The organism is Pedobacter sp. MR22-3 (assembly GCF_026240075.1).
Classification (GTDB): Bacteria; Bacteroidota; Bacteroidia; order Sphingobacteriales; family Sphingobacteriaceae; genus Pedobacter.
Genome location: NZ_JAPIVF010000005.1, coordinates 396,121 through 417,507, shown reverse-complemented (window position 1 = coordinate 417,507; position 21,387 = coordinate 396,121). Strand labels below are relative to the sequence as shown.

20 protein-coding genes are annotated in these 21,387 nt (G+C 41.5%); 8 read left to right on the top strand and 12 right to left on the bottom strand.

The window, feature by feature from the left end; genetic code table 11:
- Positions 1–23: 23 nt before the first annotated feature.
- Positions 24–995: a helix-turn-helix domain-containing protein gene (locus tag OQ267_RS14345; protein ID WP_265836460.1), complete on the top strand. Its 972-nt coding sequence runs from the start codon at positions 24–26 to the stop codon at positions 993–995.
- Positions 996–1,065: 70 nt separating this feature from the next.
- On the opposite strand, the gene OQ267_RS14340 is transcribed toward OQ267_RS14345, so the two are convergent.
- Both OQ267_RS14340 and OQ267_RS14335 read right to left on the bottom strand, forming a co-directional pair.
- Positions 1,066–1,359 carry a hypothetical protein gene (locus tag OQ267_RS14340; RefSeq protein WP_088300200.1) on the bottom strand — a complete coding sequence of 98 codons (294 nt, stop codon included), beginning with the start codon at positions 1,357–1,359 and terminating at the stop codon, positions 1,066–1,068.
- Positions 1,360–1,493: 134 nt separating this feature from the next.
- Positions 1,494–2,189: an arylesterase gene (locus tag OQ267_RS14335; protein ID WP_253248969.1), complete on the bottom strand. Its 696-nt coding sequence runs from the start codon at positions 2,187–2,189 to the stop codon at positions 1,494–1,496.
- Positions 2,190–2,278: 89 nt separating this feature from the next.
- Here OQ267_RS14335 and OQ267_RS14330 point away from each other — a divergent pair, with 89 nt between their 5' ends.
- From OQ267_RS14330 to OQ267_RS14320, 3 genes are all read left to right on the top strand, one after another.
- Positions 2,279–2,971 (top strand): ABC transporter ATP-binding protein, encoded by a 693-nt coding sequence (locus OQ267_RS14330; protein WP_265836458.1) that lies wholly within the window; start codon positions 2,279–2,281, stop codon positions 2,969–2,971.
- Entirely contained in the window at positions 2,961–5,495 is a 2,535-nt protein-coding gene (locus OQ267_RS14325; protein ID WP_265836457.1) for an ABC transporter permease, read from the top strand. Before OQ267_RS14330 ends, OQ267_RS14325 begins: the two co-directional genes overlap by 11 nt.
- Positions 5,496–5,595: 100 nt before the next feature.
- On the top strand, positions 5,596–6,135 hold the full coding sequence (locus OQ267_RS14320; protein ID WP_088300383.1) for a lipocalin family protein: 540 nt from the start codon (positions 5,596–5,598) through the stop codon (positions 6,133–6,135).
- Here OQ267_RS14320 and surE read toward each other — a convergent pair whose 3' ends face one another.
- Entirely contained in the window at positions 6,136–6,864 is a 729-nt protein-coding gene (gene surE / locus OQ267_RS14315; protein ID WP_088300204.1) for a 5'/3'-nucleotidase SurE, read from the bottom strand. It abuts the gene before it with no gap.
- Between the two features lie 59 nt (positions 6,865–6,923).
- Here surE and OQ267_RS14310 point away from each other — a divergent pair, with 59 nt between their 5' ends.
- Genes OQ267_RS14310 through OQ267_RS14300 form a run of 3 tightly spaced genes read left to right on the top strand, consistent with a single transcriptional unit; the run spans position 6,924 to position 9,382 of the window.
- Positions 6,924–7,844 (top strand): diacylglycerol/lipid kinase family protein, encoded by a 921-nt coding sequence (locus OQ267_RS14310; RefSeq protein WP_265836455.1) that lies wholly within the window; start codon positions 6,924–6,926, stop codon positions 7,842–7,844.
- Positions 7,845–7,883: 39 nt separating this feature from the next.
- Entirely contained in the window at positions 7,884–8,066 is a 183-nt protein-coding gene (locus OQ267_RS14305) for a hypothetical protein (protein WP_088300207.1), read from the top strand.
- 26 nt (positions 8,067–8,092) lie between these two features.
- Positions 8,093–9,382 carry a gluconate:H+ symporter gene (locus tag OQ267_RS14300; RefSeq protein ID WP_265836453.1) on the top strand — a complete coding sequence of 430 codons (1,290 nt, stop codon included), beginning with the start codon at positions 8,093–8,095 and terminating at the stop codon, positions 9,380–9,382.
- A gap of 32 nt (positions 9,383–9,414) precedes the next feature.
- Here the strand turns inward: OQ267_RS14300 and OQ267_RS14295 are convergent, their stop codons facing one another.
- A complete protein-coding gene (locus OQ267_RS14295; RefSeq protein ID WP_265836452.1) occupies positions 9,415–10,272 on the bottom strand; it encodes an NAD(P)-dependent oxidoreductase in 858 nt (285 codons plus the stop codon).
- Positions 10,273–10,443: 171 nt separating this feature from the next.
- Here OQ267_RS14295 and OQ267_RS14290 point away from each other — a divergent pair, with 171 nt between their 5' ends.
- On the top strand, positions 10,444–11,547 hold the full coding sequence (locus OQ267_RS14290; RefSeq protein WP_265836451.1) for a DNA alkylation repair protein: 1,104 nt from the start codon (positions 10,444–10,446) through the stop codon (positions 11,545–11,547).
- On the opposite strand, the gene OQ267_RS14285 is transcribed toward OQ267_RS14290, so the two are convergent.
- From OQ267_RS14285 to OQ267_RS14250, 8 genes are all read right to left on the bottom strand, one after another.
- A complete protein-coding gene (locus tag OQ267_RS14285) occupies positions 11,531–11,998 on the bottom strand; it encodes an NUDIX domain-containing protein (protein WP_265818919.1) in 468 nt (155 codons plus the stop codon). The two genes, OQ267_RS14290 and OQ267_RS14285, sit on opposite strands and share 17 nt — an antisense overlap.
- A 115-nt stretch (positions 11,999–12,113) precedes the next feature.
- A complete protein-coding gene (locus OQ267_RS14280) occupies positions 12,114–12,305 on the bottom strand; it encodes a hypothetical protein (protein WP_088300214.1) in 192 nt (63 codons plus the stop codon).
- 72 nt (positions 12,306–12,377) lie between these two features.
- Positions 12,378–14,462 carry a glycoside hydrolase domain-containing protein gene (locus tag OQ267_RS14275; protein ID WP_265836449.1) on the bottom strand — a complete coding sequence of 695 codons (2,085 nt, stop codon included), beginning with the start codon at positions 14,460–14,462 and terminating at the stop codon, positions 12,378–12,380.
- Positions 14,463–14,605: 143 nt separating this feature from the next.
- The gene (locus OQ267_RS14270; RefSeq protein ID WP_265836448.1) at positions 14,606–15,124 is read right to left on the bottom strand and encodes a DUF2911 domain-containing protein; all 519 of its coding nucleotides are present in this window, start codon (positions 15,122–15,124) and stop codon (positions 14,606–14,608) included.
- Positions 15,125–15,155: 31 nt separating this feature from the next.
- Entirely contained in the window at positions 15,156–16,847 is a 1,692-nt protein-coding gene (locus OQ267_RS14265; RefSeq protein WP_265836447.1) for a sodium:solute symporter, read from the bottom strand.
- A 168-nt stretch (positions 16,848–17,015) separates the two neighbouring features.
- Complete coding sequence (locus OQ267_RS14260; protein ID WP_265836445.1) at positions 17,016–19,484, bottom strand: PIG-L family deacetylase; 2,469 nt, start codon at positions 19,482–19,484, stop codon at positions 17,016–17,018.
- A gap of 77 nt (positions 19,485–19,561) precedes the next feature.
- Positions 19,562–20,668, bottom strand: coding sequence for a M20/M25/M40 family metallo-hydrolase (locus tag OQ267_RS14255; RefSeq protein ID WP_265836444.1), 1,107 nt, complete (start codon positions 20,666–20,668; stop codon positions 19,562–19,564).
- A gap of 12 nt (positions 20,669–20,680) precedes the next feature.
- Positions 20,681–21,286, bottom strand: a complete 606-nt coding sequence (locus OQ267_RS14250) for an N-acetyltransferase (protein WP_265836443.1) — start codon at positions 21,284–21,286, stop codon at positions 20,681–20,683.
- Between the last annotated feature and the right edge of the window lie 101 nt (positions 21,287–21,387).

The window sequence follows — 21,387 nt, the reverse complement described above, 5'->3', positions numbered from 1 at the left end:
GTATCATTAACCTCGACCTCAAAATGCCAGATAAGGGAAATTTTATAACCAGAAAAGGAAATAATCATAACCTGATTTACCAGCCCTTTCCGGTGTATAAAATGAGTCAGAAATCGAAAAGTTCAGAACTGAATATTGACGGAGCTCTTTTACGCAGGGTGAAGATAAATGCCGGTGGCTTTTACCTGCATAGATTGAGCATCGTTCCGGAGGAATTTTATCTTATTTTTAGTCATTCGGCCACCATTAAAATCGATGGTTTACACCATAAGGTGCTGTTGCTTCCCAATCAGTATTTAATACTGAATGAGGGAACGGCGGGCAGTTATCGTTTTTTTATCAATTACCTGGAACATCAGGATGATATTTATTTCATCCGTTTAAACTGTAAAAAATTCAAATCTTTTCAGGAAGCTATCGCTTTAAACAGGCAGCTGGCCATGGATATTGAAATTATTAATATTTTGGGTAATATGTTCAACTGCGACTATGCTGATCCACTCAAAACAACTTACCTGGAAGCCAAAACTATCGAATTGCTTTGTCACATTCAACATCAGATTAAAGTGGTACAGGGTAATATGGAAACATTTGATGTTCCGGCACATATGCTTGATGCAATCCAGCTGGCGCGGGATATTTTAATTCATGACCTGAAGGCCCCTGTTTCTTTAACCAGCCTTGCCCGACAGGCAGGAACCAATGAGAACTACCTGAAAAAATATTTTAAACAGGTTTTCGGAAAAACTGTTTTTGCTTTCCTGAATGCGCATAAAATGCAACTGGCGAAACTGATGCTCACCAAAGAAAGGATGCCGGTTAGCCAGGTTGCAGCAGATCTGGGCTATAAAAATTCTTCGAATTTTAGCGTTAATTTTTTTAAATATTATGGCTTTCTGCCAAAAAAATTAAAATCTGCGAAAATATACCTCCCGCTTTTAACAGCAGATATTTTGATGATGCTTGAAGAAATGACCATGATACCAGCTTCCTGAAGCAAGTATAAGATGTTCAGCTTAATATCTGTATGAAATTAAACAGCAATGTACAAGCACCATTTTTAAATTAATCAACCGATGAAGAGGGTCTTAAAGAAGAATACCAGTTAATGGGGTGCGACCTCAGTTTCATGCCATCGCTCTCAATGTGATAAAGAATAATCGGATTGCTGAAATCGACCAGTCGCTCTACTTTTTTAGCGAGTTTACTTAAAAATTCTCCACTGGAAATGCCCTCTTTTAAATGTACATAAATGACAGAAGCAGTTTTAAATTCAAAACGTTCTACCACTCCCGGCCATTCAGATTTTATCCTGTTTAAAAATGCATTAATTTTTGTATCGTTTCTTAGATCTTCCATACGCTTAAGATTCTGATAACTAAATTTACCAATAAATTCTAAAAACGAATAATTGTAACAGAGAGTATACATAACGCAGGCTTATCTCTTCCATTCTGTTAATATGACAATTTTTTGTACTGCAGTGCCGGATATTATTTGGCCACCAGCACATCTTTTAATACCGCCCAAACATTTTCGGCGAGAATTTTATCCCCTTCAGCAGTAGGGTGAATACCATCTTCCTGATTCAGTTTTGGCACCCCTCCTACCTTATCTAAAAGAAAAGGCACCAGAGCCATGTTATTTTTCCTGGCCAGGCTGGGGAATATGTTCTTAAAATCTTCCGCATATTGAGCTCCCATATTTGGGGGTACCTGCATACCGGCCATTACCATTTTCACTTCAGGATATTTTAGCCTGACACTGTCTATAATGCTTTGAAGATTTTTAGTAGTTTGGGCAACCGGCAATCCGCGCAAGCCATCATTGGCGCCCAGTTCCAGCACAAATACATCAATGGGCTGTTTCAATAGCCATGAAATCCTGCTTTTTCCTGCAGCTGAGGTTTCACCGCTGAGCCCGCCATTAATCACTTTATAAGGCATTTTTAATGAATCAATCCGGTTTTGAATCAGCGCCGGATAAGCTTCCGTGGGGTCAAGCCCATAACCTGCTGTTAGGCTCGTACCGAAAAAAAGAATATTTTTAAGCTTCTGATCATTAACTTTTGAGGTTTGACGGACAGTATCCGACTGTTGATCCTGGTTTTCTTTATTTTGTTTGTTCCCGCAGGCTGCAAATAGCAAAGCCAAAACAAATAGGCCTGTCAAGCGTTTTCGTAACATCATATGCAATTAAATCTCTAATCAAAAACCAATAACAGATCAGTCTCAGTTATGTTTGGTCAATATCCGTATACACCTCTAAAAAGAATCGATTGGAAAGTATTTTAAATATCAGAAACGTTAATAAAATTTATCAAAGTGCCGGACGTGAGCTGAAGGTGTTGAATCAGATCAATTTTGCGATCGAAAGCGGCTCCACTGTAGCCATCACCGGTCCATCAGGGAGTGGAAAAACCACTTTACTCGGTTTGTGCGCCGGCCTTGACCGCGCAAGCAGTGGCACCGTTGAACTCAATGGCATCGCATTGGAAAAATTGAATGAAGATGAGCGTGCTGCAGTGAGGAATCAATATGTAGGTTTCATCTTTCAGAATTTTCAGCTCCTGCCCACCCTGACCGCTTTAGAAAACGTCATGGTGCCGCTCGAATTACGGGGTGCCAAAAACATCAGGGCCCAGGCACTTGATCTGCTTGACAGGGTTGGACTGGCAGACCGGTCTCATCATTATCCGGTTCAATTGTCGGGAGGTGAACAGCAAAGGGTTTCGCTGGCAAGGGCTTTTTCCAACCAGCCAGCCATTCTTTTCGCCGACGAGCCTACCGGAAATCTGGATGCAGATACCAGCGAAAAAGTGATTAAACTGCTGTTTGATCTGAACCAGGATGCCGGTACTACCTTGGTGATCGTTACCCATGATCTTGAACTTGCTGCCCGAACCAGCAGAACCATTAAAATTAAAGGCGGAACCATCATTTCTGATGAAAACCATAGTTATGCAGAATAAGATCCCCAGGCAGCGCATTCAATTTTCATGGCTGTTTAAAATGGCCTGGCGCGATAGCCGCAAGAACCGCTCGCGCTTACTCTTATTTATCTCTTCCATTGTACTGGGCATTGCAGCCCTGGTAGCGGTATATTCCTTTAAAGATAATTTACAGCATGATATTGATGCACAGGCAAAGGAGCTTACCGGTGCCGATCTGGTTTTGGATAGCCGAAAGGGTATAACCAAGGCCATGCAAAAGATGCTTGATACCCTCGGAAACGAACGTTCGCAGGAAAAGACTTTTGCCTCCATGATTTATTTTAAGAAAGGTGGCGGTAGCAGATTGGTGCAGATGAAGGCCCTGAAAGGTGATTATCCTTATTACGGCACCCTCGAAACCATTCCCTTAGAAGCTGCTGAAAACTTTCAATCCGGTCAGGATGCCTTAGTAGACCAGACCCTTATGCTGCAATTCGGAGCCAAAGTGGGCGATTCGCTTAAGGTGGGCGACATCAGTTTCAAAATACTAGGGACGCTGGTGAAGGCACCCGGACAAACCGGAATAGCAGCTACGGTAGCACCTACCGTTTATATTCCCATGCAGTTTTTGGCCAAAACCAATCTCATTAAAACCGGAAGCAGGATCAACAATAAATTTTATTACAAGTATAATGATCCATCAGGTGTGGATGAATGGGTGAAGAAAAATGAATCTAAACTTGAAAGTGAAGGCTTCGACGCTGACACGGTTGAATCACGCAAGGAACAAACCGGAAGATCATTTAAAGATGTAAACCGCTTCCTGGCTTTATCTGGTTTTATTGCTTTGCTTTTGGGTTGTGTGGGTGTGGGGAGTGCCATTCATGTTTACATTCAGGAAAAGCTCAGTGCCATCGCCACTTTACGCTGTTTGGGCTTAAAGGCCCGGCATGCTTTTTTCATTTACCTCATTCAGATATTTTTTATTGGCCTGGTTGCCGCTGTGCTCGGGGCAGTTATTGGTACGGGCATACAGTTTCTACTGCCTGTAGTGCTCAAAGATTTTTTACCTGTAGAAATAACCATGCGGGTTTCATGGGCAGCTGTAGCACAGGGCATTTTACTAGGACTGATCATTTCTATCCTTTTTGCCCTTCCCTCACTATTGTCGGTGAGAAAAATTTCGCCTTTAAATGCCATCCGGATTTCATTTGAGCGGACAAGTCAAAAACAAGACCCATTTATATGGCTGGTTTACCTGTTAATGACAGCATTTGTAGTTGGCTTTACCCACCTGCAAATGAAAAACTGGATACAGACACTGGTATTTACGCTAAGCATTGGTATTGCCTTTCTACTCTTAATTTTGCTTTCCAGGGTTTTGATGTTCATGGTTAGAAAGCTCTTGCCCAATTCCATCAGTTATTTGTGGCGGCAGGGTTTCGCAAATCTCTATCGCCCAAACAACCAAACCCTGATGCTGACGGTTTCCATTGGCCTTTCCACTGCATTTATCTGTACTTTATTTTTTATTCAGGGTATCCTGATGAGCAGGGTCACACTTTCTTCAGGCAGTAATCAGCCGAACCTGGTGATGTTTGATATTCAGAATACGCAAAAAAAAGGCTTGGATAGCCTGACAAAGTCTTTTAACCTGCCATTGATGAACCAGGTTCCCGTGATCACGATGCGGATAGAAGAAATTAACGGAAAAACTTCCAGCGCAGACACCAGTAACCGCCGTGCATACCGCAACGAAATCCGGGCCACTTACCAGGATAGCCTCACTGCAGCTGAGCAGATTGTAGCCGGCAAATGGATCGGTACGGTAAAGCCGGATGAAACCATTTATATTTCACTTGATCAGCGTTATGCCAGTCAAATTCATGTTGGCCTGAATGATAAAATCGTTTTTAACGTACAGGGCATGATGATCCCCACTGTAGTTGGAAGTCTTCGAGAGGTGAACTGGAGCAGGATGCAGACCAATTTCAGGGTAGTCTTCCCGGCCGGGGTGCTGGAGCAGGCACCACAGTTTCATGTATTGATGACACGCGTACCCACGAATGAGCTATCTGCTAAATTTCAGGGCGAAGTGGTTCAGCATTTCCCCAACGTGTCTGTAATTGATTTAGACCTGGTACTAAAACTGCTGGATGAGTTGCTGGGAAAAATTGGTTTTGTGATTCAATTTATGGCAGGTTTCAGCATGGTTACCGGCTGGATAGTATTGATTTCTGCCGTGCTGACCAGCAAAAACCAAAGAACAAGGGAAAGCATTTTACTGCGAACGATGGGCGCCAGCAAAAAACAAATCCTGGCCATTAATGCCATAGAGTACTTTTTTCTGGGAGCCTTTGCTGCCGGCGCCGGGTTAATCCTGGCCATCGTGGGAAGCTGGGCGATGGCAAAATTCACTTTTGATGCGGCATTTGTTCCACCTTTCCCGGCCACATTATTACTTTTTGCTTCGGTTATCCTGCTGGTTGTGGTTACGGGCATACTCAGTACAAGAAGCATTTTAAACCAACCGCCACTTAAAATATTACGGTCTGGAAGTTAATTCAGGAGGATGATTACGTTAATAAAAATCCCATGTTAAATATTCACCCACCGGAAACATTTTGAAAGCGGGGATGTTTTTAAGCAAATTGAATTATAGCATGAACAATAAGCTTAGAAACATCCTTCTCCTGGCTACCTTAGGCATAATCGTGGTAAGTTATGCCGGTTGCGGGGTATCAATACCCAAAGGTGCAAAAGCCATAAAACCTTTTAAAAAAGATAAATACCTGGGTAAATGGTATGAAATAGCCCGGATGGATTTTAAATTTGAAAAAGATTTAAACAATGTTACTGCCACCTATACTTTGGAAGACGGGGCAATTAAAGTAGATAACCGTGGTTATAACGATGTAAAAAAAGAATGGAAGCAAAGCATTGGCAAAGCCAAGTTTGTGAATGATGAAAATGAGGCCAGACTTAAAGTTTCTTTCTTCGGGCCGTTTTACGCAGGCTATAACGTTATTGAAATTGATGCAGATTATCAATATGCCCTTGTGGCTGGAAACAGTTTAGATTACCTGTGGATTTTATCAAGAAAGCCAACCATACCGGAAGAAATTAAAGCGGCTTATCTGAAAAAAGCAAAAGATATTGGTTATAAAACAGCAGAACTTGTGTGGACAAAGCACGATCAATAATTACTGATCGTGCTTTCTTTTTTCAAGTTCAACCTCATCGGTTAAATCCAGGCGCAATGGTGTGATGGATACATAATCATTTTCTACTGCCCAGCGGTCTGTATCTTCTTCCGCAGGTTCCAAAGCAGATACGGTAATCCAGTAATGCTTTCGCTCCATGGGATCTGTTCCCGGCACCACATGTCCATCATAAAGCCTTACCGATTGACGCGTCCATTTTATCCCTTTGGGTAAGGGTGGAAAATTCACATTGTACAGGCCCAGTTCATCATCTTTAAATACCGTATTTAATACCTCCGCCACATAAGCATCAAGCGCTTCAAAATCAGGTTCTGTTTTTCCAACAGGTGTACTCAATGCCACACCTTTTACGCCCAGTAATACCGCTTGCTTTGCTGCTGCCAGGGTTCCTGAATGCCACATGGAATTGCCCAGATTCGGTCCCATATTTATTCCAGAGAGTACCACATCTGTATCAGGATACATGTGCAGGCCTAAAGCCACACAATCTGCCGGCGTTCCGTTCACCCGGTGTGCATCTATATTTTCAAAAGTGATGGGAGATGATTTAATAGAAAGTGGTCTGGAATGGGTAATGGCATGGCCCATGGAAGATTGTTCCACATCCGGCGCTACAATCCTGACTGTCCCAAATTGTAAAGCCATTTTAGATAATGCTGCGATTCCGGGGCTGTAAATACCATCGTCGTTCGTAATCAGAATATTCATATCTTTCAAAATTAGGTATAGAATTAAAACCGAAACGGCCTGTTATTGTTCATAACAATATGAAAAATGCAGATAAACTGGTGAGACTGATCCATAACCCAGGGGCCGGAGAAGGAAAGTATTCAAAAAAAGAAATCGTTAAAATGATGGATACTCACGGTTATGAATGTGATTATGTATCTTCCAAAAAGAAGTCGGCTTTAAAAAACATTGAACCCGAAACCAAATTTATTGCCATCGCCGGCGGCGATGGTACCATCCGGAAAACCATTATGGGCCTGTTGAGCAAAAAGCTGAAGTTTAAACGCCCCATAGCACTATTGCCATTTGGCACAGCAAACAACATTGCCACCTCGCTTGGTATCAGTGAAGATGTAGGTCAAAATGTATCCACATGGGATGATTATAAGCTCAGAAATTTTGATGTGGGCCAGGCACTCGGTTTAAAAAAGGCTGCCTATTTTATAGAATCACTTGGATTTGGACTTTTCCCGCAGCTTATTCAAACCCTGGAAGATACTGATACTAAAAATATCGAAACTGCCGACGAAGAATTTGAGCTGGCGCTGAACAAATTGCTTGAGATCACCAGGGCCTATCCGGCCAGAAAATGCCAGATTAGCATTGACGAAGAAAAGATCGAAAAGCATTGTATTATGGTAGAAATTATGAACATTTCGCGCCTCGGTCCTAATTTGAAACTAAGTGAAAAAGCTGATCCCGGAGACGGTTTTTTTGATGTGGTTATTGTTGGGGAAGAAAACCGGATGGCAATGGAAAATTATATTACCGATATCGCAAAAGGAAAGAACATTCCGTTCCCGATTGCCTCCATTCCCGCTAAAAATATCAGCATCAGCTGGGAAGGTACGGATATGCACATTGACGATACCATTAAAGAAGAAGAAAGCTACACATTAACCATATCCATATTGCATAGTCTGCTCGAAGTCATTGTAAATAAAGAGACACTGGCATAAATAGCTTTAAAAGATACCTGATATCCTTACTTTTGATGAATGATCAGATTAAATAGTGAAACACCTAATGATGTACTTCAAGAGGTTAAAATTGGCGACATGGTAACTGATACCTTTAGTAAAACCGGCCTGGTAGAAAGTATTGAAGTGAATGATGATGGTTTATATAGAATTTACGAATTTCACCTCGTAACCGGAAGAACAATCAAGATAAAAAGGTAAATTGCCTTTCAAACCCTGATTGCCCTATGTCATTGTTGATTTTATTTACCGGCATTTTACTGCTCTTTCTGATGATCCTTAAAAAGATCAACCCCATGATTGCACTCATGGCAGTGGCCATTGCAACCGGATTATTACTCGGAATGCCGGTTTCGAAGGTAATTGGTGCGGTGAGCAATGGAATTGGCAGCACTTTAGGTAGTATGGTCATGGTGCTTGCCTTTGGTGCCATGATGGGAAAACTGATTGAAGATAGCGGGGCAGCACGGAAAATCGTTTTTATTTTAATCAAGGCTTTTGGAAAGCAGCACATCCAGTGGGCTGTTTTGCTTACAGGTTTGTTGGTTGGCATTCCCCTGTTTTATAATGCAGGCTTTGTGGTTTTGATTCCGCTGGTGTTTGCCATTTCTGCAGCTACAGGACTATCCAAACTATATATCGGCCTGCCTATGGCTACCGCACTTTCAGTAACCCATGGTTTCTTACCTCCCCATCCCGGACCTGTTGCACTTGCAGGTATTTTCCATGCAGATATTGGCCAGACGCTGATATATGGACTGGTGCTGAGCCTGCCCATTGCCGTCATTGCAGGAATTTATTTCCCGAGGTTAATCATGAAGAAGATTCAGCCTGCCCTCATAAAGGATTTTGTACTGGAAGAAGGTGAAGGCTTACCTGGCACGGCAAAGAGTTTTATGGTGGCATTGCTGCCGGTATTTCTGATCATTGCCGGAACCATCGGAAGTGGCCTGAATACAGTGTACCCGGGCAAATCGATATTTATTTTTCTTGCCGATCCTACAGCCGCCTTACTGATCTCGGTAATCCTGACACTCCTCATCCAAAACAACAGCATTGAAAAAGCTATGGAATCCTGTACAGAAGGGGTAAAAAGCATTGCCATGATTATATTGATCATTGCTGCCGGTGGGGCTTTTAAACAAATTTTAATTGACAGCGGCGTGGGCGAAACCGTCAAACAATTAACGGGTAATTTAAATCTTTCTCCGTTGTTACTGGCCTGGTTAATTACGGCCTCACTGCGCATAACCCTCGGCTCCGCCACTGTTGCAGCCGTAACCGCCTCCGGGATGGTGCTACCTCTGATCGGTCAACATGCCCCTCCCGAATTAATGGTGTTATCTGTAGGGGCAGGTAGCCTGATGCTTTCTCACGTTAATGATACCGGTTTCTGGATGTTTAAAGAGTATTTTAACCTCAGCCTTAAAGAAACATTTGGAACCTGGACCATGATGGAAAGTATTGTTTCCGTACTCGGATTAGTTGGGGTACTTCTCTTAAATCAGTTTTTATAAAACATACACACCATTTCTGAATACGAATAAATTTATCCATTAAGCGATTTGAGCGCTTTTATAATTGCAACCAGATCTTCTTCCCCATACTGTGCCTGCGCCCTTTCATAAGTTGATAATGCGGTTTTAGCCAAGGGAGATGAGATGCCTTCATCCCTGGCGAGCCTCAAATCTTTTACAATGTGTTTTAAAGCAAAAGCAGCTTTATAATCATCGTTCAGAATGGCCTCGCCTTTTATCTTGGTGTATACATTGCCGATGGCTGCATTTCCGATGAGTTCTAATAAATCTGCCGGTTGAATTCCCTTTTCACTGGCAAACAAAATGGTTTCTGCCAGGCCTTGTGTGTATAGTGCCAATAGCGAATTGATGGCCAGCTTAGCTATATTTCCCGCTCCAGTATCACCTACCCACTTGCTTAATTTCCCCAACACATCAAAAATGGGTTTTACTTCTTCAAAAGCAGACTTTGCGCCCCCGGCCATAATCACCAACTGACCAGTTTCTGCCTGCTTCACGCTCCCTGATACCGGGGCATCAAGGTACCGGCAATTTTGTAATTTACACAGTTCATCCATTTTTTTTGAAATGGCCGGAGACACCGTACTCATATTGATAATGACTTTCCCATCTATCTGACCGCGAATCAATCCCTTTTCACCTTCAAAAACAGCGGTTATGGCCTGATCATCGGTTACCATTACAATAACCACATCAGATTCCCGGCTAAGTGCTTCAGGGCTCTCCGCTACTGCTGCACCCATAGCAGTTAAAGCAGATTCTTTTTCTGTACTTCTGTTGTATACGGTAACCGGATATGATGCTTTTAAAAGCTGTGCAGCCATTGGAATACCCATGTTTCCTAATCCAATCCATCCTATTTTTTTCATATTCAATTTATGTTCTGATCAACAACAAAGTTGATGAATAAATGATTGAATATGGCATAGCCGATATCATATTTAAAACAAATTTTCTGAATAAGAAACTTGTTGAATGTGTAAAACAATAGCTAGAAATAAATTTGTATCACATAACTTTAGCACAAAATCCACCATCAGATGAGTTATTTGCTTAAAGACCTTTATTCACCGGCATTTTATGGGAAACTAACAGATGCCCTGCTTTTGACTGTTCCGGCTTTCTACCGGGACAAGTTTTTAAAAGAGATTTTTATTGCCGAATTTGAATCAAAGGAACTGAAGGAAAGAATGAAACATACCACAAATGTGATTCATCGATTCTTTCCTGAAAACTATAATGATACGATTGAAATCATTAAAAAGACCATCGTGGAATTAAGAAAAATAGGCATTGGTGAAGATGGACTGGCCTTTATGTTCCTGCCGGATTACATCGAAACTTACGGAATGGATGATTTTGACACCTCTGTTGAAGCATTGGAATTTGTAACCCAGTTTGTGAGTTGTGAATTTGCCGTTCGCCCCTTTATTTTAAAGTACGGCGATAAAATGATGCGCCGCATGCAGCAATGGTCATTACATGAAAGCCATAAAGTGAGGAGATTGGCAAGCGAGGGCAGCCGGCCCAGGCTACCCTGGGCCATGGGTATTCCATTTTTGAAAAAAGATCCGGGTGCTGTATTACCTATTCTGGAAAACCTGAAGCACGATCCTGCTGAATATGTGCGGAGAAGTGTGGCCAACAACCTGAATGATATCGCTAAAGACCATCCGGGCACTGTATTAGAAATCGCTAAAAAATGGGCGGGAATCAGCCCGGAAACAGATGCGCTAATCAAACATGGTTGCAGAACCCTCTTAAAACAGGGCCATCCTGAAATCCTCAAACATTATGGATTAAATGATCATGGAATGATCTTGAAAGACTTCCATCTTTTAACACCAGACATCCGCATGGGTGAAAGCCTGGCCTTTTCATTCACCATTCAAAATGAACTTCTTACTGAACAGAAGGTGAGGCTGGAATATGCCATTTATTACAAAAAGCAGAACGGGCAGCATCATAAAAAAGTGTTCAAGATTTCTGAAAGGATTTATCCTGCCGGCATGAAGGTGAATATTTTACGTAAGCAAAAGTTTGTCCCGATCACGACACGAAGGTTTCATTTGGGTAACCACCGGATTGCTGTGATCATTAATGGAGCAGAAAAACAGTCATCTGATTTTAATTTACACGCTTAGTCAGTATAGAAACCAATTCATCTAATAAGGGAATCTGCCGGTCTTTAATCGCCAGGATGGCATTTTCATAAGTAAACCAGTCGCCTCTGTCTACCTCTACAAAGCTTTGTATTTTGCCCGATTTTGGTGGCCATTGCATTTCAAAAGTGTTACTATGCAGTGTTGCCGGATCAAGATCACCTTCAACGGCCCAGCATAACACCCTCTTGCCGCCTTTTTGAATAATGGGTTGCAGTTCGATGAAATCGCCATCAATTCTCGTTCCCACTTCCTCTTCAAATTCGCGGATGGCTGCATGCAGCGGTTCCTCATTTTCATCCAGTTCACCCTTTGGTACAGACCATACCCCTAAATCTTTTTTGGCAAAAATTGGTCCGCCGGGATGAATGAGAAAAAATTCCGGTTCCGGACCTGTTTTCCTGTAAAGTAATATTCCTGCGCTTTGTCTCATGTTTAAATATAATGCAAGGTGTATGACTGCCGGTAAAAACGAACCACACTGGTACTACAAAAAAAGTCTGTTTCAGTTAAGAGACAGACTTTTTCTATTTCAATTGAATGCTATTTTATAACAATCCATATAAGCCATGTGCGTAGGTACGCAGGGAAGCAGATACACTCTGCATCTTTTCTGGCGACGGTCCCTTTACCTTGTAGGCTTCAGGATGTAATTCTAAGGATTGATCATTTACTGAATCGGATGTGCTTTTATTGCTTAATGTAGCATGCTGTTCTTCGCTGATTTTTAAAGGAGCCATATTAATAATTATTTATATCAGATTAACATGTTTCTCAGAAATAAGTTTGAAAACCTGGCATATTTTTATAAATTATTTTTCTACCGAAGAAATCCAGTTTTCCGTATCCGAAATCTTGACCGGCTCTGCAGAAGCTATAATCTTCAACACACCACCCGCATTAATCTCAGCCTGAGTGATATAGTTTTTTCTAAAAGGCTGATCATTTAAAAAGACGGCTTTGATATACTTATTTTTAAGGCTAAAATTCCCGGTTTCAATTTTAAAAGTCTTCCCTTTTGGCAAATGGTAAGTTAATGAAGGAAATAAAGGGACATTCAAGTAATAGACCGGCCAGCCTACACAAGCGGGAGAAAAACCACTGGCCGCAAAAACATACCAGGCACTCATGGCGCCGGCATCATCATCCATGGTTCTTAAATAAGCCTGTGGTTCATTTTTATAAATTTTGCCAATGTATGATCCTATGCCCCGGCTATTGTCGTTAAAATAATTCTGAATCACCGTATCTGCAGCCAGCTGGTGCATCCAGTATTGAGATTTATATCCTGATGTGGTGGCATTATACATCAATGGTACCTGCAAATCGGGTTCATTGGCATGGTTATATAAATCTTTTGCAAAAAATTGATCCAGATTGGCCAGGTAGGCTTCTGCTCCTCCATCCAGTTCAATTAATCCCTGCACATCATAAGGTACAAACCACCTGTATTGCCAGATGGTTCCCTGGTACAGACCTCTTGCCTGCATGCGATCTACATCATTTCTGGTTAAATCTCTAAAATCCTTATTCCAGTATTTTTTATATTCCAGGGCTTTATTTTTATAGGATTGAGATTTATCCTTATTCTTCAGAATGGCAAATATTTCTCCCAGTGCCCAGTGATCATAACTGGATTCCAATGCTTTATCCGGCGATTTATAATCCAATCCGTCTACTTCTTTCGCCAGGGAATCTGCAATTTTCGCAAAATCTACCGGATATCCTTTCCGGTAAGCATCCAGCAAGACCACAATGGCATGCTCAGAACGGACGGTATTTGATGGCTCATGCTGACTTGCATAATCCTTTTTACCAGATTGATACAACTCTGCAATAGAAGTGATCATCCCTGCATATTCGCTTTGATTAATGAGAGAAAGTAAGGGCAGTTGCGTCCGGTAATTGTCCCAGATGGCCCATCCGTTGTAATGAATTTGCTTATCTTTCTGCAATTCTCCTCTGGTGTTCCGGTAAGTACCATCTTGTTCAGAAATGACATATGGCGACTGCATGGTGCGATACAGGAGTGAATAAAATAATGCTGAGTTTTCTTCATTTCCATTCACTTCAATCTGACTTAAATGACGATTCCACTCCGAAGCACTCAGCATTTTGACATGTTCAAATGAATCGTTACTAATTGTCGCTGAAGCTGCTTCTGCACTCACAGAGGATAAGGCTACATTGATTTCTGTGGTAACTGCAGCTTCCGGAAGCGACAAAACCAAACGGTGATTGCCATTGTCTTTCCAGCTTTTTGTACCTTTTGCCACCAGGCAATAATAAATTTTATATTTTCCTACACCGCAGGTCGTTCTGGAAGTAATCCAGCCTGAAATTGTATCTCCTTTTACCTGATGCTGCTCATCAACAAAAGCACCGTTAAAAGCATAACTCAAATCAAGATATAATCCCTTTTTACCTTTCGGAAACTGATAAACATGTTTCCCTGCATTTTTTAAAACACTTAGCTGTACGCTTATTTTATTGCCAAAGCCAACCGCATAATAACCCGGGCTGGCCTTTTCTGAAGTCTTGATCAGATCAGTTTTCAAGGGATCAGTGCCTAAAAAAGGCCTGATTAAAATATTCCCTCCTGAGCCCTGGCAACCTACGCCTTCAAAACGGTTATGCGTAAAACCTTCAAATTTCTTCGCCAGGTATTCGTAACCGGTATGGGTTTTAGGATAGGTTTGTGGCCCGATGCTTAACATGCTAAAAGGATAAGATGCAGCCGGCGACATTTGTCCGTGATCGCCAGAAGATCCCAGAAATACATTGACCAGATCCACAGGCTGTTTTCCTTTTACAGAAAAAGAATGATGATTTGATTGTGCTAAAACGTTTAATTTAAAAAACAAAAAGCAATAAGTTAACCGGATAAAAAATTTCATTATGTGTTATTAATATCCGGCCAAAATAATGTTTTAGCATGAAGTTGCTGTTATGTTACCATTTCTTTACATAACAGCTGGAAATAAATAAGGCCATTTCAGATCAGTGAAATGGCCTTTGAAATAATATTAATTTTCTTTTTCTATTTAACAGATACCGGTACGGAAACCTTATCCCAATCTAAAGAGAAGCCAGTTTTAGTAATTTTATAAACCAAACGTTCCTGGGTGGCTTTCAATACTTTGGTTTTAACATCAACACGTAAAGCATCTTTGCCTTCTTCATATTTATAAGCACCCCATTGCTTTGGTTCTTTGTTAAAAATTGCCGTCCATGTTCCGCTTTCTTTAGGGATTAAAAAGAAGCTATATTTTCCAGCGGCCAATGGTTTTCCTTCCACCATAATGTCTTTATCCGTTTCAAAAGTAGTGGCTTCGTTTGCACCGGCACGCCAAACTTTATCATAAGCTTCCAAACCTCCCCAGATTTTACGGCCTTTTACAGCCGGGCTGCTATAGTTAATGGTAATGGTAGCACCTTTTACTTTTCCGGTAACCGTTGCCGCAGGACTTGGTTTAGGCTGGGCATCCTGAGCCATTGCACTTACAGAGAATGTAATGGCTGCAAAAAGCAGGGTGATTGATTTAATCATCTTTTTCATATGGTATATATTTGTTTTGTTGTTTTGAGATTTACGAAAATAAGTTTTTAAGCCGATAAAACCATAATCCTAAAGTCGAAAAAATGATTACTGCCGCGGCACCAATTACATTTAACCAGAGGAATGACACCACATCGAATTTATAAACAGCAATTACGGCAATTTCAGAAAGGATAGCGGAAATAAATACCAGCGGGCCATCGATTTTTTTAAAATAAAAAGCCACCAGGAAAATGCCGAGAATTGGTCCGTAAAAAAGTGATCCCAAAACATTTACTGCCTCAATTAGCGAACCCATCTGGGTAGCGAACATCGCCACTGCAATAGAAAATATACCCCAGCCTAAAGTATGTAGTCGGCTATATTTCAACTCCGTAGTGTCATCAATTTTTTTATTGCTAAAAAGAAGATGTATATCTTTTAATGAGCAGGCTGCCAATGAATTTAATGCCGCAGAAATAGAACCCCAGCTGGCCAGGAAAATGACGGCAAATAATAATCCGATCATCCCGACAGGTAAAGTGTTTTTAACAAAGTATAGAAAGATATAATTGGTATCTGTTTTCTCAGCATTAAAGTTGGATTGGTTAATGGCTTCTTCTACCCTGCCATGCAAATCTTTAACCTCAATTTGGGTAGATTTAAATTTCGCAACAGAAGCATTTAATTCCGGTGATTGGCTTTCCTTCTGCAAGAGAATAATTTTGGATTCCTGATTAAATTTTGCCGCTAAAGCCTGATGCTCCTTTTCAAATATGGCCGCTTGTTTGGGTTGAGTTTCTTTTAAATATTGATATGACCTTTCATTGAAATAGATGGGTGCCGGTTTTAAGGAAAAGAAAGCAAATAATAAGGCTCCAATTAAAAGGATGGCAAACTGCATGGGTATTTTGACCAAACCATTCAGCAGCAAACCCATTTTGGCATTGGTGTTATCCTTTGCGGTAATGTATCGCCCCACCTGACTTTGATCGGTGCCGAAATAGGATAGTGCCAGGAAAAACCCGCCAATCAATCCACTCCAGATGTTGTATTTATCTTTCCAGTTGAAATCAGTAGTGATCACATTCAGTTTTCCGGATTTTCCGGCCAGGTATAGGGCATCACTGAAGCCAATTCCATTTGGCATATTTTGCACCAGTAAATAACCGGCAAAAGCCATGGTTCCTAAAATGATCAGGAATTGCAGTTTTTGGGTATGTGCAATGGCTTTTGCCCCGCCAACGTAGGTGTAAATTAAAAGGATGCCACCAGTTAGCACATTGGTGAGGTAGATGTTCCAGTTTAATACGCTGGATAAAATAATGCTTGGCGCATATATACTGATCCCGGTTGATAAGCCCCGGGAAAACAGGAAAAGCAGAGAAGTTAAAACCCTTGTTTTTTTATTGAAACGGTTCTCCAGATACTCGTAAGCAGTGTATACATTTAACCGTTGAAATATTGGAATAAAGGTTACACAAATTACAATCATGGCCAATGGCAAACCGAAATAGTATTGCACGAAACGCATGCCATCGGTATAGGCTTGCCCCGGCGCCGACAAAAAGGTAATTGCACTTGCCTGCGTAGCCATGATCCCCAGCAGCACGATGTACCAGGGCATCTTACTATCGGCCTTCAAATATGATTCGTTACTTTTTTGTCCGCGACCGATGAAAACACCGTAAACCACAACGGCTAATAACGTAAAAATGAGTACACACCAATCGATATTACTCATGCCCAGAATTTAGTGAAAAAATAATAAAATACCACCTGAAACACCAGGGCCAGCGCTAGTAAAATATACCAGGTATTCCAGTTTTTGAACTGATTTTTCATTTAATTTAGATGTGAATTCATAATTTAGGTGTCTGAAAACATAAGATAGCAATTATTCCATAATGGCTTACTTCCCTGCTGATATAAAATTAAAAAACAGCCTTGCTGCACCTACATTACCTGCCGGCAATTGCCTGAAAAATGCCAGTGGTGAATAAATGAAATTCCCCTTACCGTATTTCGCATACAATGTGGCTCCTCTTAAAGGCTCTTCTCCGGTATCGTTCATTTCAAAAAGCGGTTCATATTTATCATCCCATTTATCTGGAAAATAGGCACCACGCTCCTGCACCCAGCCGTTAAAATCTGCTGCTGTAATCTTATTCGGATAGTTTAAAAGCTTATGATTTGGAACCAGGAATTTAACTGAAGCATTTTCTTCAGTAACTCTTTTTCCGCTTATGCTAAAAGGATAAACACCAAAATCCTGTAAGGCCATATCCTGAGTAGTATTGTATTGCATTACCATGGTACCACCGTTTTCTACATAGTTTTTCAAAGCCGGCTGCCAGTTCTTGATTCTCTTTTCGGTATTGATCACCCTTACCCCTGTTACAATGGCATCGTATGTAGCCAGTTTTGCAGGGTTCAAAATATCAGCTTCCGTTAATACATCCACCTGCAAACCAGCCTGACGTAAAAACTCCGGAATCAGATCTCCTGCACCTTGAATATACCCTATTCTTTTTGCCAGCACCTTGATATCGCCTTTTAATAACCAGGTTGTTGCCGGTACAAAATATTGCAGGGAAGGCAGGTGCGGATACTGAATCAATACCTGTCCTTTTGTAAAAGTATTTTGCTCTGCTGAAAAAACAGCTTCAAGTTTATTCTGACTGCTTTTAATTTTTGATAAATCTTCAGCAGGAATTAAAAAGTCTTTAATGGTAACGGTATTTTCAGGTAAATTGATTCCGTTAAAGGTTTTGACGATCACATTTCCAATCTTAAAATCAACCTTACCATAATTGATGGATTTATTAGCCTTCAACCTCAGGGTAACGGCTAATCCTTCTTTTTCCCTGGCAAAATATACCGGCTCGGCAAAACTTAAACCAAGTGCCGGAACAATCCTTAATTGCTCTACCACATCACCTTTAACCGGGTCTAACTTTTTGAACGATAAAGGCAGTTTTACTTTAAATTGTTCCGTACCGATTTTAAGCGACAAAACAACATTCAGTGCAGCTTCATTCTCAGCCAAACCGATTAAGGTATCATTGGCCACACTAAAAGTAGCTGCATTTTTTGCAGGTTTTTCTAACCAGTAGGGTTCAGTTAACCCTGCTCCTGCCGGGATTTGAATCTTACGCTCAATGGTCAGCAGGGAATCGCCCGAAACCCTGCGGTTTAAATTATCTGTTTGGTTGATCCAATTTACCTGTTCTAACAATACCGGAACCGAGGACCGGGCAATTACATTTAAACGAAAGCTGTAACTGTTGCCTGCAATGGCTTCTGCCTGGTCGGTAACCACTTCACCCATAAAACCGGTACAGCTTAAAATAATGTGGTCGATAGCAGCTAGTTTATCTTTCCGAAGATTCACATCCTGCAGTTCAGCAATCTTCTTGCGCAACATCAATAAACCATGTAAACTCTTATCCGGATGGTTATAATCAAAAGACAAGAGGGTAATATCAATTAACTCATCAATGTCATTGATTCCCCTGTCAGACCAGTTCATCGGGATTCTTTCAAACAAATTTGCTTTGGCCTGATCACCTAAAACCGGCGAAAAATATTCCGTTCGTACGCCAGCCACGGCTTGTGTGCCTGCACCCTGGCTTTTGTGTAAACTTCTGCTGAGTCCTGCCAGCTCACCATAACCCAATCCGAGCTGGGCATCATACTGACCAACAGTTGCCTTCAACTGGTTTTCGGCTGTGGTATTTGTTGATCCAAATCTGAAAGTATTCCAAAGGATGCGTTTGGGTTGCCAAATACTTACATATTTCAATTGATTGGGGAATGCCGTTTGATCTCCTGCCAGTTTAAAAGCCTTTTCAGCTATCACTGCAGAAGCCGCATGTTGTCCGTGGCCTGCTGCTGCTGTTGGCGGAAAACGACAAATAATGACATCAGGTCTGAATTTGCGGATTACCCAAACTACATCAGCCGTAAGGCTGTCGGCATCCCATTGTTTAAAGGTATCTTCTGTATTTTTGGAAAAACCAAAATCAATGGCCCGTGTAAAAAACTGCTGCGCACCATCCAGTTTCCTTGCTTCCAGTAATTCATGTGTTCTGATTAATCCCAGGGCTGCACCCTGCTCGGTACCTAAAAGGTTCTGACCGCCATCTCCCCGGGTAAGCGACAGATAGCCGGTTTCCACGTTCTGCTCATTAATTAACCAGGAAAGTAAGCCTGTATTTTCATCATCAGGGTGGGCCGCCAGATAAAGTACCTTTGGAAGATGCTTAAGCGTTTTCAGTTCCCGGTAAATTGCTGAAGATTTCGCCGGCCGCACTTGCTGGGCAGCGCAAAAACTGACAAAGAAACTGAGGACGATTACTGGGCTTAATTTTTTAAACATAGCATTTGGTTTACGAGGTCAAATATGCTTAAAAAGGATTTATTTCAGGCGGTCGTAAACGAAAAAGTACATAAAGCTTATGCACCTTGCTTAAAAAGCGATTCCAGCAGACGAATATAGATCGTTATTCCTTCTTCAATTTCATCGATGTAAACAAATTCATCAGCTGTATGTGATCGCGCAGACTCTCCTGGTCCCATTTTTATCGAAGGCATATCCAACCATCCCTGATCTGAGCTGGTAGGTGATAAATAGGTTTTTCTGCCTAAACCCAAACCCGCCACCACAATAGGATGCAACAAGCTGATGTGGGATGGCTGTAAAATATTTGGCCTGACATTGAAGCTTGAAATGGTATGGTTGATGATGGTGTTCAGAATTTCTCTGGATGTATAATTGTGATCGAACCTGATATCCACGGTAAAGTGGCAACAGCCCGGAACAATATTATGTTGCATGCCCGCATCAATTTGCGTTACGCTCATTTTTACAGGTTGCGGGGCACCATCCTCAATCGGGAACTGATAACTGGAAAACCAGGCAATATCCCTCATGGCTTTGTAAATGGCGTTATCGCCCTCCTCTCTCGCGGCATGACCAGATCGACCTTTCGCCGTACAATCAATCACCATCGAGCCTTTTTCTGCAATTGCCATTTGCATGTTTGTAGGTTCACCAACAATAGCGAAAGAAATCGGTTCCAATTCATCCAGAATACATTTGATGCCGTTTCCACCTGAAGTTTCTTCTTCCGCCGTTGCGGCTAAACAAAGGTTGAAAGGCAAATTTTCGTCTTCATAGAAATAAATGAAAGCAGAGATCAGCGATACCAGCGCAGCACCGGCATCGTTGCTTCCTAAACCATACAGCTTGTCATCGTAAACAACCGCTGCAAATGGATCACGCGTATATTGTTCATTTGGCCTTACGGTATCGTGATGTGAATTGAGTAAAATAGTAGGCTTCTGCGGGTTAAAGAATTTATTGTAACACCATACATTATTCCGCTTGCGGACGGTATTTATCTGATGTTTCGTCAAATGCAATTCAATTTCATCAGCTGTTTTATCTTCAGCACCGCTATAAGATGGCATACTGATCAAGGTGGTTAAAAGAGCGATCGCTTCGTTATAAAGCCTGTTTAAATCTGGATGTGTTGTTGCCCGTGTATCTGAAATATTCATGGTTCGGTTTGATTAATGGATGGCTAATGATTGTTGTTTTTTATCTGCTAAAGCGGCTTGGGTGACGATTTGTTCAATGTGCTCAGGAGTAAACAGCATGGCAGTGCATAAGCAGTTACGCCGTTTTTTTCTTTCCAGAATATCGAAGTTGGTACAACTTGCGCAACCCGCCCAAAAGGCTTCATCTTGGGTAATCTGATCAAAAGTTACCGGCTCAAAACCCAGCTGGCTATTCATTTTCATAATGGCTGCGCCCGAGGTAATGCTGAATATCCTGGCCTGCGGAAAATGACGCCTTGACAAGTTGAAAATTCTGTTTTTAATGCATTTCGCTACGCCAGAATTCCGGAACTTTGGCTTCACAATTAATCCGGAATTGGAGATGAATTTGCCATGTTCCCAGTTTTCGAAGTAGGAAAAGCCTACCCATTCACCACCACTGGTTACCGCAATAATCGCTTTGCCGGTTTCCATTTTTTCAATGATGGATGCGGGTGTTCTTCTGGAGATTCCAGATCCTCTGATGATGGCGGAGTTCAGAGTTTCATCTACAATTTCACCTGCATAAATGGCATCTTCTTTTGTGGCAAGGCGGACAAATATTATTTGATTGTTCATTTTTTCTAAAATTTCATCATCCACCAGGACAAACCTGGTGCCCTGCAAACAACAAACCCATATCTATCTGATTGTCTGCATAAAAACTTTCAAAAAAAGGA